The 15231-nt window shown below is 60.6% G+C and carries 15 protein-coding genes; 14 read left to right on the forward strand and 1 reads right to left on the reverse strand.

Going from position 1 to position 15231, the window contains the following annotated elements; genetic code table 11:
• Positions 1 to 3: 3 nt before the first annotated feature.
• Both tgt and NKJ46_RS19400 read left to right on the forward strand, forming a co-directional pair.
• Entirely contained in the window at positions 4 to 1134 is a 1131-nt protein-coding gene (gene tgt / locus NKJ46_RS19395) for a tRNA guanosine(34) transglycosylase Tgt (RefSeq protein ID WP_352666542.1), read from the forward strand.
• A 66-nt stretch (positions 1135 to 1200) separates the two neighbouring features.
• Complete coding sequence (locus tag NKJ46_RS19400; protein WP_352666544.1) at positions 1201 to 1926, forward strand: SDR family NAD(P)-dependent oxidoreductase; 726 nt, start codon at positions 1201 to 1203, stop codon at positions 1924 to 1926.
• Between the two features lie 12 nt (positions 1927 to 1938).
• Here NKJ46_RS19400 and NKJ46_RS19405 read toward each other — a convergent pair whose 3' ends face one another.
• A complete protein-coding gene (locus NKJ46_RS19405; RefSeq protein ID WP_352666546.1) occupies positions 1939 to 2358 on the reverse strand; it encodes a DUF4864 domain-containing protein in 420 nt (139 codons plus the stop codon).
• A 241-nt stretch (positions 2359 to 2599) separates the two neighbouring features.
• Between NKJ46_RS19405 and NKJ46_RS19410 the strand changes: the two genes are divergently transcribed.
• The 12 genes from NKJ46_RS19410 to NKJ46_RS19465 all read left to right on the forward strand — a co-directional run bounded on the left by NKJ46_RS19410 (position 2600) and on the right by NKJ46_RS19465 (position 15133).
• Positions 2600 to 2836 (forward strand): Lrp/AsnC ligand binding domain-containing protein, encoded by a 237-nt coding sequence (locus tag NKJ46_RS19410; RefSeq protein ID WP_023674883.1) that lies wholly within the window; start codon positions 2600 to 2602, stop codon positions 2834 to 2836.
• Positions 2837 to 3008: 172 nt separating this feature from the next.
• Complete coding sequence (locus NKJ46_RS19415) at positions 3009 to 4421, forward strand: circularly permuted type 2 ATP-grasp protein (protein ID WP_352666547.1); 1413 nt, start codon at positions 3009 to 3011, stop codon at positions 4419 to 4421.
• A gap of 152 nt (positions 4422 to 4573) precedes the next feature.
• A complete protein-coding gene (locus NKJ46_RS19420) occupies positions 4574 to 5515 on the forward strand; it encodes an alpha-E domain-containing protein (protein ID WP_352666548.1) in 942 nt (313 codons plus the stop codon).
• Between the two features lie 61 nt (positions 5516 to 5576).
• The gene (locus NKJ46_RS19425; RefSeq protein ID WP_352666549.1) at positions 5577 to 6371 is read left to right on the forward strand and encodes a transglutaminase family protein; all 795 of its coding nucleotides are present in this window, start codon (positions 5577 to 5579) and stop codon (positions 6369 to 6371) included.
• A gap of 31 nt (positions 6372 to 6402) precedes the next feature.
• On the forward strand, positions 6403 to 7134 hold the full coding sequence (locus tag NKJ46_RS19430) for a proteasome-type protease (RefSeq protein WP_352448780.1): 732 nt from the start codon (positions 6403 to 6405) through the stop codon (positions 7132 to 7134).
• Positions 7135 to 7192: 58 nt separating this feature from the next.
• Positions 7193 to 8605, forward strand: coding sequence for a pyridoxal phosphate-dependent decarboxylase family protein (locus tag NKJ46_RS19435; protein ID WP_352666552.1), 1413 nt, complete (start codon positions 7193 to 7195; stop codon positions 8603 to 8605).
• 128 nt (positions 8606 to 8733) lie between these two features.
• On the forward strand, positions 8734 to 9501 hold the full coding sequence (locus tag NKJ46_RS19440) for a DeoR/GlpR family DNA-binding transcription regulator (protein ID WP_023674889.1): 768 nt from the start codon (positions 8734 to 8736) through the stop codon (positions 9499 to 9501).
• Between the two features lie 125 nt (positions 9502 to 9626).
• Complete coding sequence (glpD, locus tag NKJ46_RS19445) at positions 9627 to 11153, forward strand: glycerol-3-phosphate dehydrogenase (protein ID WP_352666554.1); 1527 nt, start codon at positions 9627 to 9629, stop codon at positions 11151 to 11153.
• Positions 11154 to 11192: 39 nt separating this feature from the next.
• The gene (locus NKJ46_RS19450) at positions 11193 to 12272 is read left to right on the forward strand and encodes an ABC transporter ATP-binding protein (RefSeq protein ID WP_352666556.1); all 1080 of its coding nucleotides are present in this window, start codon (positions 11193 to 11195) and stop codon (positions 12270 to 12272) included.
• A 9-nt stretch (positions 12273 to 12281) separates the two neighbouring features.
• Positions 12282 to 13349, forward strand: a complete 1068-nt coding sequence (locus NKJ46_RS19455; protein WP_352455722.1) for an ABC transporter ATP-binding protein — start codon at positions 12282 to 12284, stop codon at positions 13347 to 13349.
• 1 nt (position 13350) lies between these two features.
• Complete coding sequence (locus NKJ46_RS19460; RefSeq protein WP_023674893.1) at positions 13351 to 14217, forward strand: carbohydrate ABC transporter permease; 867 nt, start codon at positions 13351 to 13353, stop codon at positions 14215 to 14217.
• A gap of 1 nt (position 14218) precedes the next feature.
• Entirely contained in the window at positions 14219 to 15133 is a 915-nt protein-coding gene (locus NKJ46_RS19465) for a carbohydrate ABC transporter permease (protein ID WP_352666557.1), read from the forward strand.
• The last annotated feature ends 98 nt before the right edge of the window (positions 15134 to 15231 follow it).

A 15231-nucleotide genomic window follows, 5' to 3' on the forward strand; every position in this document is an offset into this window, starting at 1 on the left:
TCAATGACTGCCGCATTCACCTTTAACGTGCTGGCGACCGACGGCAGGGCGCGGCGTGGCGCAATCACCATGCCGAGCGGGGAAATCCGCACGCCCGCCTTCATGCCGGTCGGCACGGGCGGCACGGTGAAGGCCATGTATATGGATCAGGTGCGCGGCGTCGGCTCGGACATCATCCTCGGCAATACCTACCACCTGATGCTGAGACCCGGCGCAGAGCGCGTGGCGCGGCTCGGCGGCCTGCATGAATTCGCCCGCTGGCCGTATCCGATCCTGACCGACAGCGGCGGCTTCCAGGTGATGTCGCTGTCGAAGCTGCGGAAACTGACCGAGAACGGCGTGACCTTTCGCTCGCATATCGACGGCGGCGCCTACGAGATGTCGCCGGAGCGTTCCATCGAGATCCAGGGGTTGCTCGATTCCGACATCCAGATGCAGCTCGACGAATGCACAGCGCTGCCGGCCAAGCAGAACGAGATCGAGCGTGCCATGGAGTTGTCGCTGCGCTGGGCCGAGCGTTGCAAGACGGCATTCGGCGAGCAGCCCGGCAAGGCGATGTTCGGAATTGTGCAAGGCGGCGACGTGCCTGATTTGCGGCTGCGCTCGGCGCAGGCGCTGAAGGCAATGGAGCTGAAGGGCTATGCGATCGGCGGGCTGGCTGTCGGCGAGCCGCAAGCGGTGATGCTGGAGATGCTCGACATCACTTGCCCGGAGCTGCCGGCTGACCGGCCGCGCTACCTGATGGGCGTCGGCACGCCGGACGATATCTTGAAGTCGGTGGCGCGCGGTATCGACATGTTCGACTGCGTGATGCCGACGCGAGCAGGGCGCCATGGCCTTGCTTATACACGGCGCGGCAAAGTCAATCTGCGCAACGCCCGCCATGCCGACGATCTGCGCCCGCTCGATGAGGAAAGCGACTGCCCGGCCGCACGCGACTATTCGCGCGCCTATTTGCACCATCTGGTGCGCTCGCAAGAGGCGCTTGGGGCGATGCTCCTGACCTGGAACAATCTTTCCTACTATCAAAAGCTGATGCAGGACATTCGTGCCGCCATCGAAGCCGGCACCTTCGAAGCGCGCGCGGCGGAAATTTCTGAGGGCTGGGCGCGAGGCGATATTCCAGCCCTTTGAGCAATGCCTTGCCAGCATGATTGACCGACTGGTTCGCGGGGCGCAGTGTCACGCAGAGGGCGTGTCATGACCGTGACATACGACTTTGGTGGCAAGACCGCGATCGTAACAGGCGGTGCAAGAGGCATCGGCAGGGCCGTGGCCACGAAATTGGCACAGGCAGGAGCCGACGTGTGGATATGGGATACCGATCCTATACCGGCAGACGGGACTCATAGTCAGATGGTCGACGTAGCCAAGGCGGGCGACGTAAGAAAGGCCCTGACCGAGATTGTCGCCAAGGCCGGACGGATCGACATTCTCGTCAACAATGCGGGCTATCTTGGACCTTACCTCGGCTTCGAAGCCTTCGACCCGGCCGAGTGGCAGCGCATTATCCGCGTGAATCTCATCGGCATGTTCGAGTCTACACACCAGGTTTTGCCAGTCATGCGAAGGGCAGGCAGTGGCCGCATCGTCAACATGGGGTCGCTCGCGGGCAAGGAAGGATTGCCGAACCTTGCGGCCTATTCGGCGGCCAGCGCAGGCGTCATCGCTTTCACCAAAGCCCTCTCGCGGGAAGTTTGCGACACCGACATCCGCGTCAATTGCGTCGCGCCCGGCCCAATCGATACAGATCTTATCAGGCGTCTCGGAAATGAAGTCGTCAGCAACATGATCGACGCCAGTCCCCTGAAACGGCTCGGGTCGGTACATGAGGTAGCGGCGTTGGTGTTGTGGCTCTGCTCCGACGCCAGCAGTTTCAACACTGGAGCGGTGTTTGACATCTCGGGAGGCAGAGCACGCTATTGAAGTCAGCCGGTCTCAGGTGCTGAGCGACGTGGACGCTCGCAGGCTGCAGCCGGTGATCCGAAAGCTGCCGTCAGGCTGTAGTTCGAGCGTGTAGACCGCCTCATAGTCCATGCCATCCGGGCCGACGATCAGCACCTGCTGGACGATCGAGGTCGGGCTCGTCTCGCGAACCTTGCCGAAGGAGTAGGTCTGCGGTTGGCGCACCGGCGGATAGCCTTTTGTCACCATGTTCATGAAGGTATCGACCGTCGGAAAGATGCGTTTCACATTCGGTGCGGCAAAGCTGTAGGCCGTCATTCCGTCATTGGCGATGAAGGCCCTCAACTGCCCATCGATGACCGTCTGCGCCGCTTTGACTTCGGCGTCGCCAGCAAAGGCCTGGGATGCGAAAATGAATGGAACGACTGCGAATGCGAAAAACGCGCCGCGCATGGCCTTTCTCCGTTGTCCCTGAGAAATCGCTGCCTGAAGGTACATGATACCATACGCTTTGCAGTGCTTCAGGGTTTCAGCCGAGCGCAAACATTCGGCGTGGCAGTCCGTGTCCAGACCGAGACGCATTGTCGAGGCGAGAACAGCCGGAGCGATTGCCGATGCTTGAAAGGCGAACGGCAGTCTGCCACAAGGGCCGCTCGATTATACCTAGAGCGTGCGATGTGAGCAGGACCAGGCAATGAAGGCATTTTTCGTGCAAATAAAGTGCGATCTGGGCAAGGCCTACGACGTTGCCAGCGCTTTGGCCGATGCCGAGATTGCTTCGGAAATCTACTCGACAGCCGGAAACTATGACCTGCTCGCCAAATTCTATGTCGACGACGAGGAAGACATCGGCCACTTCGTCAACGAGAAAGTGCAGATTCTTCCCGGCATCAAGGACACGTTTACGGTCGTCACCTTTCGCGCGTTTTGATCCGCATCCGGCATCTGCCCGGACACCAGGCAAAGCCTGATCAAGGCCCTATTGGTGCTGCCTTAATTTTAGGCAAGAGCGATATACTGATCGCCGGCGCCCAACAAATCACCGATTGCGCTTGATTTTCTCCAGCGAGGCCAGTGAAATGGCGCCACAGGGGAGTATGCGATTGGCAGCGTTCGACGAAATGCTTCCGGAAGTTTCCGGGCTGAGAAAACCGTATTCGGCTTACGATCGCTGGCTGAAGGAACAGGACCCGGCCAGGCTTACCGAGAAGATGCAGGACGCCGAACGCGTCTTTCGCAAGACAGGCATCACTTTCGCCGTCTATGGCGAGCAGGAAGCATCGGAGCGGCTGATACCCTTCGATATCGTTCCGCGCATCATTTCGGGCAATGAATGGCGACGGCTAACGCAAGGCATCGAGCAGCGCGTCCAGGCGCTGAACGCCTTTCTCGACGACATCTACCATCGCCAGGAGATCTTGCGCGCCGGCCGCGTGCCGAAGGAGTTGATCGCCAGGAACGAGGCGTTCCTGCCCGAGATGATTGGGGTGCGGCCGCCGGCCGGCGTCTATACCCACATCATCGGCGTCGACATCGTGCGCATCAGCGAGAACGAGTTCTACGTGCTGGAGGACAATGCGCGCACGCCGTCCGGCGTCTCTTACATGCTGGAGAACCGAGAGACGATGATGCAGCTCTTTCCCGAGCTGTTCCAGCAGATCAAGGTCCGGCCGGTGGAGAATTATCCGCAGCTCTTGCGCCAGTCGCTGGCGGCAGTGCGGCCGCAAAGCACCAAGGGCGCGCCGACCATTGCCGTGCTGACGCCGGGCAGCTTCAACTCAGCCTATTTCGAACATGCCTTCCTTGCCGACCAGATGGGCGTGCAGCTTGTTGAAGGACAGGATCTGCGCGTCGTCGATGGCCATGTCGCGATGCGCACGACCGAGGGCTACAAGCAGATCGATGTACTCTACCGGCGTGTCGACGATTCGTTTCTCGATCCGCTGACCTTTCGCCCCGACTCGGCACTTGGCGTGCCGGGCATTATGGACGTCTACCGCGCCGGCAATATCACGATCGCCAATGCGCCGGGAACCGGCATCGCCGACGACAAGGCGATCTATTCCTACATGCCCGAGATCGTCGAATTCTACACCGGCCGCAAGGCGATGCTCGGCAACATCCCGACCTGGCGCTGCTCGGAGCCGGACAGCCTGAAATACGTGCTCGAACACATCGACGAATTGGTGATCAAGGAAGTCCATGGGTCCGGCGGTTACGGCATGCTGGTCGGTCCGGCGGCGACTAAGAAGGAATGCGAGGAGTTTTCCAAAAAGCTCGCGGCAAAACCGTCGAACTACATCGCCCAGCCGACGCTGGCACTGTCGACCTGCCCGATCCTGACGGACAAGGGGCTGGCGCCGCGCCATGTCGATCTGCGCCCCTATGTTCTGGTTTCCGACCGTATTCAGATCGTGCCCGGCGGGCTGACCCGAGTAGCGCTCAAGGAAGGCTCGCTAGTCGTCAATTCCTCGCAAGGCGGCGGCACGAAGGATACGTGGGTGTTGGACGATTAGAGTGAGTGAATAGTGAATAGTGAATAGATAAGGGTATGTGTCGTTGATGTTGGTGAAATACCCCGAAGTGAAGCACGCGGCATCGTGCCCTGGAATCTGGACAGTCACCATTCACTATTCACCATTCACTATTCACCGCAGGACCGCCTGACATGCTTCTCGGCCGCACCGCCAACGGGCTTTACTGGATGAACCGCTATATCGAGCGGGCGGAAAACATGGCGCGGCTGGTGGATGCCGGCCTGCGCATGGCGCTGACTCGAACTCAGAACGCTTCGGAGGAGTGGAATTCGGTGCTGCTCAGCGCCGGTTCGGACACCACCTTCACGCAGAAATATTCTGACTACACCGCCGCCAATGTCGCCGATTATCTGCTGCGCGATACATCGAACCCGTCGAGCACGATGTCGTCTATCGAAACGGCCCGTAACAATGCCCGCATGGTGCGTACCGCACTGACGCGTGAAACCTGGGAAAGCATCAACGAAGCCTGGATGTCGCTGAAGCGGATGCTGGCCAAGCCGATCGACGAGCGCGACCTGCCCAACGCGCTCGACGCAATCAAACGCGAGACGGCGCTGATTCGCGGATCGTTCTACGGTACGATGCTGCGCAACGAGATTTTCGATTTTTCGCAGCTCGGCACGTATGTCGAACGCGCCGACAACACCGCGCGCATCCTGGATGTGAAATACTACGTGCTGTTGCCGTCGATCTCCTGGGTCGGCTCGACGCTCGACAACTACCAGTGGGAATCGATCTTGCGCTCGGTGTCGGCGCACCGTTCCTATCGCTGGGTCTATGATGCCGACTACAAACCGAGCAACATCGCCGATTATCTGATCCTCAACGTCCGCATGCCGCGCTCGCTGACCTTTTGCTACCGCTTCCTGACGGAGCATCTCAAATTCCTCGGTGACGATTATGGGGAGCGCCACGCCTGTCATGCAACGGCTGCCAAGACCCAGGCCATGCTGACGGCCGGGTCGATCAAGGATATTTTCGACGCCGGCCTGCATGAATTCCTGGCCAATTTCATCCGCGACAACACGAGGCTCGGCGACGAGATCGCGCAGGATTACAGGTTCTATTGAGCATGACCCCAAAAAGCGGAGACCGGTTTTCGGAAAAGCTCATGCTCCAGGGACGAGTGCGATGCGGCTGAAGATCACCCACCGGACCGAATACCGCTACGATGCGCCGGTGCATTATTTGTTGCAGCGTTTGCGGCTGCTCCCGGTGAACGGGCGCACCCAGACGGTACTGTCCTGGGCGCTGAAGATTGAAGGCGCACGCGAGGAAGTGCGTTTCACCGACCATTTCGGCAATGATACCCGGCTGTTGAGCGTCGAGGGCGAGCGCGACTTCATCACCGTCGAAGCTGCCGGCGAAGTGGTGACGCGCGACACTGCCGGCGTCTGCGGACCGCACCAGGGTTTCGCGCCGCTCTGGCTGTTCGGCCAGGAAACGCCGCTGACGACGATCGGCAGCGGCATTCGTGAGCTTGCTGCCTCGGTGGGCAAGGGCACCGACATTGAGAGGCTGCACCGGCTAATGGCCGTAATCGGCGAGCGTGTCGCTTATATACCCGGCACCACCAACGCGACGACGCCGGCCGAAGAGGCCCTGGCGCTCAAGACCGGCGTTTGCCAGGACCACAGCCATATCTTCGTTGCCGCGGCGCGTGCCATGGATTTCCCGGCGCGCTATATCAGCGGTTATCTGATGATGGATGCAGCGATCGAGCAAGCGGCAAGCCATGCCTGGGCAGAAGCGCATGTCTCGGGCCTCGGCTGGGTCGCCTTCGATGTCGCCAACGGCATTTCTCCCGACGAGCGTTATGTGAAGGTGGCGACCGGCCGCGACTATCGCGACGCCACGCCGGTGTCGGGAATTCGGCAGGGACAGGCGGAAGAACAGCTTGCGGTCACCGTCACCGTGGAGCAGTAATCCCCGGCAAGATTGTTGCCAAAGAGATTCGATGACCTATTGCGTCGGCCTGAAGATCGATCGCGGGCTCGTGTTCATGTCGGACACGCGCACCAATGCCGGCATGGATTCGATCTCGACCTTCAGGAAGATGCATGTCTGGGAAGAGCCGGGCGAGCGCGTCATTGTTTTGATGTCGGCCGGCAATCTGGCGACGACCCAGGCCGTGGTCAGCCTGCTCGACGAACGCACCAAGGCCGTGGCGGAGCGCCGTGCCACGCTGCTCGAAACGCCTTCCATGTACCAGACAGTGCGGTTGGTCGGAGACACCGTCAAGGAGGTCATCGCCAGCTCGTCGCCGGCTGGCGAAAAGGCGGATTCCTACTTCAACGCCTCCTTCATCCTCGGCGGTCAGATCAAGGGCAGCGCGCCGCGCCTGTTCATGATCTATCCGGAAGGCAATTTCATCGAATCCACCGACGACACGCCGTTCTTCCAGATCGGTGAGACCAAATACGGCAAGCCGATCATTATCCGCGCTTATGAAAAGACGATGAGTTTCGCCGAGACGGTGAAGTTGCTGCTGGTGTCGTTCGACTCGACGCTGAAGTCGAACCTGTCGGTCGGCCTGCCGCTCGACCTGCTGTTCTATGAAAAGGACACTTTCAAGGTCGGCCTCAAAAAGCGAATAACCCAGGACGATCAATATTATCGCACGATCTCGGATAGCTGGTCGAACGCGCTGAAGACCGCCTTTGCCAGTTTGCCTGATTTTCCCGAATGAAAACCTACGTTTTTCGTGCTCTTTGATGGCGGCTCGATGAGGCGCTACGGAGGCGAAGATGAATAGCGACGAATTCCGCGAATGGTCGCTGCGAGCGGCTGAATGGGGCGTCGACTACAGAAACAGCCTTCGGGAGAGACCGGTGCGGCCGCTTGTCGAGCCCGGCGAAATCTTCAAAAGCATCGATGCCGCGCCGCCGGAAGACGGTGAAACGATGCAGGCAATTTTCGCCGATTTCAAGCAAAAGATCCTGCCAGGCATGACGCACTGGCAGCATCCGCGTTTCTTCGCCTATTTCCCCGCCAATGCGGCACCGGTCTCCGTCGTGGCCGAGTATCTGGTTTCCGCGATGGCTGCGCAATGCATGCTCTGGCAGACCTCGCCGGCGGCAACCGAGCTCGAGACGCGGGTCGTCGACTGGATGCGGCAGGCGCTTGGTTTGCCGGAGGGATTTTCCGGCGTCATGCAGGATTCGGCTTCATCGGCGACGCTTGCCGCCGTGCTGACCATGCGCGAGCGCGCGCTCGACTGGCAAGGCAACAAGAGCGGCCTGCAAGGCCAGTCGGTGGTGCGGGTCTATTCTTCCGACCAAGTCCATACTTCCATCGACCGGGCGATCTGGGTGTCGGGCATCGGGGAGGCGAACCTCGTGCGCATTCCGGTCGCGGGACGCTTCCGCGCTATGGAGACGGCGGCTCTGGAAGCGGCGATCGTCGCCGACCGCGAAAACGGCATGCTGCCGGCCGGCATTATCGCCAGCGTCGGCGGCACCAGTACCGGCGGCACCGACGATGTCGCGGCTGTTGCCGCGGTGGCGAAGCGGCACGGGCTCTACCTGCATGTCGATGCCGCATGGGCCGGCTCCGCCATGATCTGCCCCGAGTTCCGGCATTTCTGGGCCGGCGCCGAACATGCGGATTCGATCGTCTTCAATCCGCACAAATGGCTAGGCGCACAGTTCGATTGCTCGATGCAATTCATCCGCCAGCCGGAAGACCTCGTGCGCACGCTGGCGATCAAGCCCGAATTCCTCAAGACGCATGGCCGCGACGGGGTCATCAACTACTCCGAATGGTCGGTGCCGCTCGGCCGAAGATTCCGCGCGCTGAAACTTTGGTTCCTGCTGCGTGCGCATGGCTTGGAAAATCTGCGGAACATGATCCGCAACCATGTCGCCTGGAGCGAGAGCCTCGCCGCGCGGCTGGCTCGGGAACCGGATTTCGAGATCGTCACGGAACCGATGCTGTCGCTATTCTCATTCCGCCATCTCGCGGCTGCGGGAATCGACCTTGACGAGCACAATTTGCGACTGGTCAGCGCGATCAACGATGACGGCCGCATCTACCTGACGCAGACCCGGGTGGACGGGCAGGTGGCGATCCGGTTTCAGGTCGGGCAGTTCGAAACGACTGCGGCGGACGTCGACACTGCTTTCGAGGTCATCACTGAGATCGCGCGGGGCCTGAGTTGATAGCCTCGTCGAGATAGCGCCGGAGCTTTTCTCTCTGCAGTCGCCCGATTTTCATTAGCCGGCTCATACCTGTTCATGGCTTTCGTTTTCAGCTATAGACGAGAAAAACGAAAATGAGAGGTTGCTAGATGTATCTGTCGCCGCGTCATTCCGAAATCATCCAGATGGCCAAGGACCATGGCCGCGTACTGGTCGAGGAGTTGGCGACGCATTTCAACGTGACGCCGCAAACGATCCGCAAGGATCTCAACGATCTCTGCGACCAGCGGCTTTTGTCCCGCATCCATGGCGGGGCGTTATTCCCGTCCGGCATCGAGAACATGGAATATGAGGCTCGGCGTAAGATCGCCGCCGAGGAGAAGGAGGCGATCGGTCGCGCAGCAGCCCGGCTGATCCCTGACAACGCGTCTCTGTTCATCAATATCGGGACAACGACGGAAGCTGTCAGCAAGTCGCTGCTCGATCACAGCGGCCTGATGGTCATCACCAATAACATCAATGTCGCCAACAGGATGCGCATATATCCTTCGATCGAGGTGGTGATCGCCGGCGGTGTCGTGCGCGGTTCCGACGGCGGTGTGGTCGGCGAGGCGGCGGTCGATTTCATCAGGCAGTTCAAAGTTGATTTTGCGGTGATCGGCGCCTCGGCCATCGACCATGACGGCGCACTGCTCGACTTCGATTTTCGCGAGGTGAAGGTGGCCCAGGCGATCATCGCCAACGCCCGGCATGTGATCCTGGTGTCGGACCAGACCAAATTCGAGCGAACCGCGCCCGTCCGCATCGGCCATCTGTCGCAGGTCAACACCTTTATCACCGATCGTTGCGACATCCCGTCGGTGCGTAAGATCTGCCAGGAGGCAGAAGTTCAGCTGATCGAAACGTCGCTCTCCTAGAGATGCCGTCGCGGCATCTTCCGCCCAATATATTTCGTTTGACATTCGTTATCATTTCGAAATAATTCCGCTACGGTTTCGCAAGATCCCAAAAATGCTGCAATGCGAAATCGAGGGAGGATTCTTTGAGCGCATCACCGATTCATGACATTTTCGTCATCGGTGGCGGCATCAATGGCTGCGGCATCGCCCGCGATGCTGTTGGACGTGGCTTTTCGGTCTTTCTTGCCGAGATGAACGATCTGGCCAGCGGGACCTCTTCCGGCTCAACTAAACTGATCCATGGCGGCTTGCGCTATCTCGAATTCTACGAATTCCGCCTGGTACGCGAAGCGCTGATGGAACGCGAGGTCCTGTGGAGGAACGCGCCGCACATCATCTGGCCGATGCGCTTCGTGCTGCCATACGCCAAGGGGCTGCGTCCGGCCTGGCTGATCCGGCTCGGGCTTTTCCTCTACGACCATATTGGCGGGCGCAAATTGCTGCCGCCGACGAAAACGCTGGACATGGCCAAGGATCCGGCCGGCAAGCCGCTGAAGCCGCTGTTTCGAAAGGCGTTCGAATATTCGGACGGTTGGGTCAACGATGCCCGGCTGGTTGTGTTGAACGCCCGTGACGCTGCCGAGCGCGGCGCAACCATTCGAACCCGAACAAAGGTCGTCAGCGCACGCCGCGAAGGCAATCTCTGGACGGTCAGGCTTGAAAATGTGCGGACCGGCGATACCGAGGAGGTCAAGGCGCGGCTGCTGGTCAATGCCGCCGGCCCGTGGGTCGATCAGGTGCTGTCGGCCACCGTGGGCTTGAACGACGTGCACAATGTCCGCCTCGTACAAGGCAGCCACATCGTCGTTGGCAAGAAATTCGACGACCCACGCGCATATTTCTTTCAGAACAAGGACGGGCGCATCATTTTCGCCATCCCTTACGAGGACGAATTCACGCTCATCGGCACCACCGATCGGGACTATCCCGGCGATCCGCACAACGTCAGGATCAGTGACGCCGAGATCGACTATCTCTGCGCTGCGGCAAGCGAATATTTCGCGCAGCCGGTCAAGCCGTCGGATATTGTCTGGACCTATTCCGCGGTGCGGCCGCTCTACGACGATGGCGCCTCAAAGGCGCAGGAAGCTACCCGAGACTATGTGCTGAAGGCCGATGGAGGCGAGGGTGCCGCCCCGATCGTCAACGCCTTTGGCGGCAAGATCACGACCTACCGCCGATTGTCGGAATCAATGCTTGAGAAGATCGAGGGTTTTCTCGGCAAGCGCGGGAAGCCATGGACGGCAAACGCGCCGCTGCCCGGCGGTGACTTTCCCGTCACCGGCTTCGATGCCGAGGTGGCGAAACTGAAAACGGCATACCCGTTCCTCGATGCGCGGCTGGCCCGCCGGTTGACCCGGCTCTACGGCACCCGCACAAGGAAGCTGCTGGGCCTCGCTAAGTCGAACGTCGATCTTGGCCGCAACTTCGGCGCCGATCTCTACGAAGCCGAGGTGCGCTACCTCGTCGAAAACGAATGGGCGATGACTGCCGAGGATGTATTGTGGCGCCGGACCAAGCGCGGCCTGCGTCTCAGCCGTGAGCAGGCGGCAGTGCTCGACGAGTTCATGCGCGGAATAAGCCGGCAGCACGTAGCGGCTGCCGAATAGGGACGGCCGACTGATGCAGAAAGCCTGGGAGGAGGCATCATGCTTGAACTGAGAAACGTGACGAAGACGGTGGGTGCGGCGGAACATATCCGCGACGTCTCAATGACGCTTCAGCACGGCTCGCTCAACGTCCTGCTCGGGCCGACGCTCTCCGGCAAGACCAGCCTGATGCGGCTGATGGCGGGCCTCGACGTGCCGACCTCCGGCTCGGTCTGGTTCGATGGCAAGGATGTCACCGGCATGCCGGTGCAAAAGCGCAACGTCGCCATGGTCTACCAGCAATTCATCAATTATCCGGCGATGACGGTCTACGAGAACATCGCCTCGCCGCTGCGGGTGGCCGGCACGGATCAGGCAACGATCGACAGGGAGGTGCGCAATGCCGCCGCCCTTCTCAAACTCACGCCCTATCTCGATCGGACGCCTCTCAGTCTGTCGGGCGGCCAGCAGCAGCGCACCGCGCTGGCCCGCGCCATCGTCAAGAATGCCAGCCTCGTGCTGCTCGACGAGCCGCTTGCCAATCTCGACTACAAGCTGCGCGAAGAATTACGCGCGGAACTGCCGAAAGTCTTCGCGGCCGCCGGCACAATCTTCGTTTATGCCACGACCGAGCCGCACGAGGCCTTGCTGCTCGGCGGCAACACGGCGACGCTTTCCGAGGGCAGCATCACCCAGTTCGGGCCGACCATCGAAGTGTTCCGCAAGCCGGTCGATCTGGTGACGGCGAGAACCTTCGCCGATCCGCCGCTCAACACCATCGTGCTTGCCAAGAAGAGCCTGGATTTCCTGCTCGAGGGAGGCGTGAAATTGCCGGTGCCGGCCGAGCTCTTCGGCATTGCCGATGCGATCTATACGATCGGCTTCCAGCCCCATCATCTTTCCCTCGATCGGCCCAACGCCGCCGCAGTGCCGGTGCGCGCAAAGGTGACGATCACCGAGATCACGGGATCGGAAAGCTTCATCCATCTCGATTTTGCCGATGCCCGCTGGGTCATGCTGACCCACGGCATTCGCGACTTCGAGCCGGACGAGGAAGTCGAGGTGTTCATCGACCCGCGCCACATCATGGTCTTCGACGAGCACGGCCGCGCCGTGGCCGCGCCGAAGCTGGCGGCTTAGGAGGAAGCGATGGCGCGCATCGACGTCAATCATATCCGCCACTCCTATCTGCAGAACCCGCGCACGGATGCCGATTTCGCGCTGAAGGAAGTGCACCACACGTTCGAGGATGGCGGTGCTTATGCCCTGCTCGGCCCGTCCGGCTGCGGCAAGACCACGCTGCTCAACATCATTTCGGGATTGCTGCATCCCTCGCATGGCCAGCTGCTGTTCAACGGCAGGGACGTGACCAATCTGTCGACCCAAGAGCGCAACATTGCCCAGGTCTTCCAGTTCCCGGTGATCTACGACACGATGACCGTCTACGACAATCTGGCATTCCCGCTGCGCAATCGCGGCGTGCCGGAGGCCGACGTCGACCGCAAGGTGCGCGAGACGCTGGAGATGACCGGGCTGGCCGACATGGCCAAACGAAAGGCGCGCGGACTGACCGCCGACCAGAAGCAGAAAATCTCGCTCGGACGCGGGCTGGTGCGGTCCGACGTCAATGCCATCCTGTTCGACGAACCTTTGACCGTCATCGACCCGCATATGAAATGGGTGCTGCGCTCGCAGTTGAAGCAGCTTCACCGCCGCTTCGGCTACACCATGGTCTATGTCACGCACGACCAGACCGAGGCGTTGACCTTCGCCGACAGGGTGGTCGTCATGTATGACGGCGAAATCGTGCAGATCGGCACACCGGCGGAGCTGTTCGAGCGCCCGCGCCACACCTTTGTCGGCTATTTCATCGGCTCGCCCGGCATGAATGTCATGCCGGTGGCGATCGACGGCAAGACCGCGAAGCTGGGCTCGCAGCAGATCGAACTGCCGGGCGTGCCCAAGGCGGGCGGCGGCGCCATCGAGCTCGGCATCCGTCCCGAATATGTGCGCCTGGGCAGCCAAGGCATGGCCGTCCGGGTCAGCAAGGTCGAGGACGTCGGCCGCCACAAGGTGGTCCGTGCCAATCTCGAAGGGCGCGAGATCGCCGCCGTCATCGGCGAGGACGAGACAGTTCCGGCCGATCCGAAGGTGCGGTTCGACCCGGCCGGCATCAACATCTATGCCGATTCCTGGCGCGTCGAGATGGGAGCCTGAAGTGGAAAAGACCTGGAACAACAGAGCCTGGTTCCTGGTGCTGCCGGTGCTGCTGCTGGTGGCGTTCTCGGCGGTCATACCGCTGATGACGGTCGTCAATTATTCGGTGCAGGACACTTTCGGCAATAATGTCTTCTTCTGGGCCGGCACCGAGTGGTTCGAGGAACTGCTTTCCTCCAGTCGCTTCTGGCAGGCGATGATCCGCAACCTTGTCTTCTCCTTCATCATCCTGGCGATCGAAGTGCCGCTCGGCATCTTCATTGCGCTCAATATGCCGAAGAAGGGTTGGGGCGTGCCTGTTTGCCTTGTTTTGATGGCGTTGCCGCTGCTGATCCCATGGAACGTCGTCGGCACCATCTGGCAGGTGTTCGGGCGCAACGACATTGGCCTGCTCGGCTATTACGTCAACGCGCTCGGCATCGACTATAATTATGTGCAAGACCCTTATGACGCCTGGGTCACGGTCATCATCATGGACGTCTGGCATTGGACCAGCCTCGTCGTTCTGCTCTGCTACGCCGGCCTGGTCTCGATCCCGGATGCCTTTTATCAGGCGGCCAAGATCGACGGCGCCTCACGCTGGGCGGTGTTCCGTTACATCCAGCTGCCGAAGATGAACCGCGTGCTGCTGATCGCCGTGCTGCTGCGCTTTATGGATAGCTTCATGATCTACACCGAACCGTTCGTGGTGACCGGCGGCGGACCCGGCAACTCGACGACCTTTCTTTCGATCGATCTCGTCAAGACGGCGCTCGGCCAGTTCGACCTCGGCCCGGCGGCGGCGATGTCGCTGGTCTACTTCCTTATCGTCCTGCTGTTGTCGTGGGTGTTCTACACCGTGATGACCAATTACGACGCGGAGCGTTGAGATGAGCCGCACCGAAGAGAGAGCCGATAGGGTGAGCGAGACGACGGCTTCGGAAGGGCTCGCCAGCGCGCTGCGGCAGGACGAGATCGCACGGCTGATGCGCCGTCGCGGCGAGGAGTCGCGCTGGTGGTGGATCGTGCCGACGCTCTACATCGTCGTTCTGCTTTTGCCGATCTACTGGCTCATCAATATGAGCTTCAAGACCAATGGCGAGATCGTCTCGTCGCTGACGCTCTACCCGCACGCGCCGACATTGGCGAATTACCGCACCATCTTCACCGACGCGTCCTGGTATTCTGGCTACATCAACTCGATCACCTATGTGGTTATGAACATGGTGATTTCGGTGGCTGCGGCACTGCCTGCTGCCTATGCCTTTTCGCGCTATCGCTTCCTCGGCGACAAGCACCTGTTCTTCTGGCTGCTGACCAACCGCATGGCGCCGCCGGCGGTGTTCGCGCTGCCATTCTTCCAGCTTTATTCGGCCTTCGGCCTTATCGATACCCATATCGCCGTGGCTCTGGCGCATTGCCTGTTCAACGTGCCGCTGGCGGTGTGGATCCTAGAAGGTTTCATGTCGGGCGTGCCCAAGGAGATCGATGAGACCGCCTATATCGACGGCTATTCGTTCCCGCGCTTCTTCATCAAGATCTTCATGCCGCTGATTGCGAGCGGCATCGGCGTGGCGTGCTTCTTCTGCTTCATGTTCTCGTGGGTCGAGCTGCTGATCGCCCGCACGCTGACGACCACGGACGCCAAGCCGATCGCCGCGACCATGACCCGCACCGTTTCGGCCGCCGGCATGGATTGGGGGCTGCTCGCCGCAGCCGGCGTGCTGACGCTGATCCCGGGCGCGCTCGTCATCTGGTTTGTGCGCAACTACATCGCCAAGGGCTTTGCCCTGGGGAGGGTATGATGGAGCAGGTCGACAGAAGCCCATGGTGGTGGGCCGTGCTGTTTCTCGCCCTGGTCGTCGTGGCCTGGGTGGCACTTCAAATCGATTTCGTGGCAATA

Origin of the sequence: Mesorhizobium sp. M0166, assembly GCF_040322255.1 — a bacterium.
Lineage (GTDB): Bacteria > Pseudomonadota > Alphaproteobacteria > Rhizobiales > Rhizobiaceae > Mesorhizobium.

What these genes read in the sequence shown, in the direction of transcription:
- NKJ46_RS19420 (WP_352666548.1), top strand. Translation starts at nt 4,574, where the DNA reads ATGCTTCTCGGCCGCACCGCCAACGGGCTTTACTGGATGAACCGCTAT.
- NKJ46_RS19440 (WP_023674889.1), top strand. Translation starts at nt 8,734, where the DNA reads ATGTATCTGTCGCCGCGTCATTCCGAAATCATCCAGATGGCCAAGGAC.
- tgt (WP_352666542.1), top strand. Translation starts at nt 4, where the DNA reads ATGACTGCCGCATTCACCTTTAACGTGCTGGCGACCGACGGCAGGGCG.
- NKJ46_RS19435 (WP_352666552.1), top strand. Translation starts at nt 7,193, where the DNA reads ATGAATAGCGACGAATTCCGCGAATGGTCGCTGCGAGCGGCTGAATGG.
- NKJ46_RS19430 (WP_352448780.1), top strand. Translation starts at nt 6,403, where the DNA reads ATGACCTATTGCGTCGGCCTGAAGATCGATCGCGGGCTCGTGTTCATG.
- NKJ46_RS19425 (WP_352666549.1), top strand. Translation starts at nt 5,577, where the DNA reads ATGCGGCTGAAGATCACCCACCGGACCGAATACCGCTACGATGCGCCG.
- NKJ46_RS19465 (WP_352666557.1), top strand. Translation starts at nt 14,219, where the DNA reads ATGAGCCGCACCGAAGAGAGAGCCGATAGGGTGAGCGAGACGACGGCT.
- NKJ46_RS19400 (WP_352666544.1), top strand. Translation starts at nt 1,201, where the DNA reads ATGACCGTGACATACGACTTTGGTGGCAAGACCGCGATCGTAACAGGC.
- NKJ46_RS19405 (WP_352666546.1), bottom strand. Translation starts at nt 2,358, where the DNA reads ATGCGCGGCGCGTTTTTCGCATTCGCAGTCGTTCCATTCATTTTCGCA.
- NKJ46_RS19455 (WP_352455722.1), top strand. Translation starts at nt 12,282, where the DNA reads ATGGCGCGCATCGACGTCAATCATATCCGCCACTCCTATCTGCAGAAC.
- NKJ46_RS19410 (WP_023674883.1), top strand. Translation starts at nt 2,600, where the DNA reads ATGAAGGCATTTTTCGTGCAAATAAAGTGCGATCTGGGCAAGGCCTAC.
- NKJ46_RS19450 (WP_352666556.1), top strand. Translation starts at nt 11,193, where the DNA reads ATGCTTGAACTGAGAAACGTGACGAAGACGGTGGGTGCGGCGGAACAT.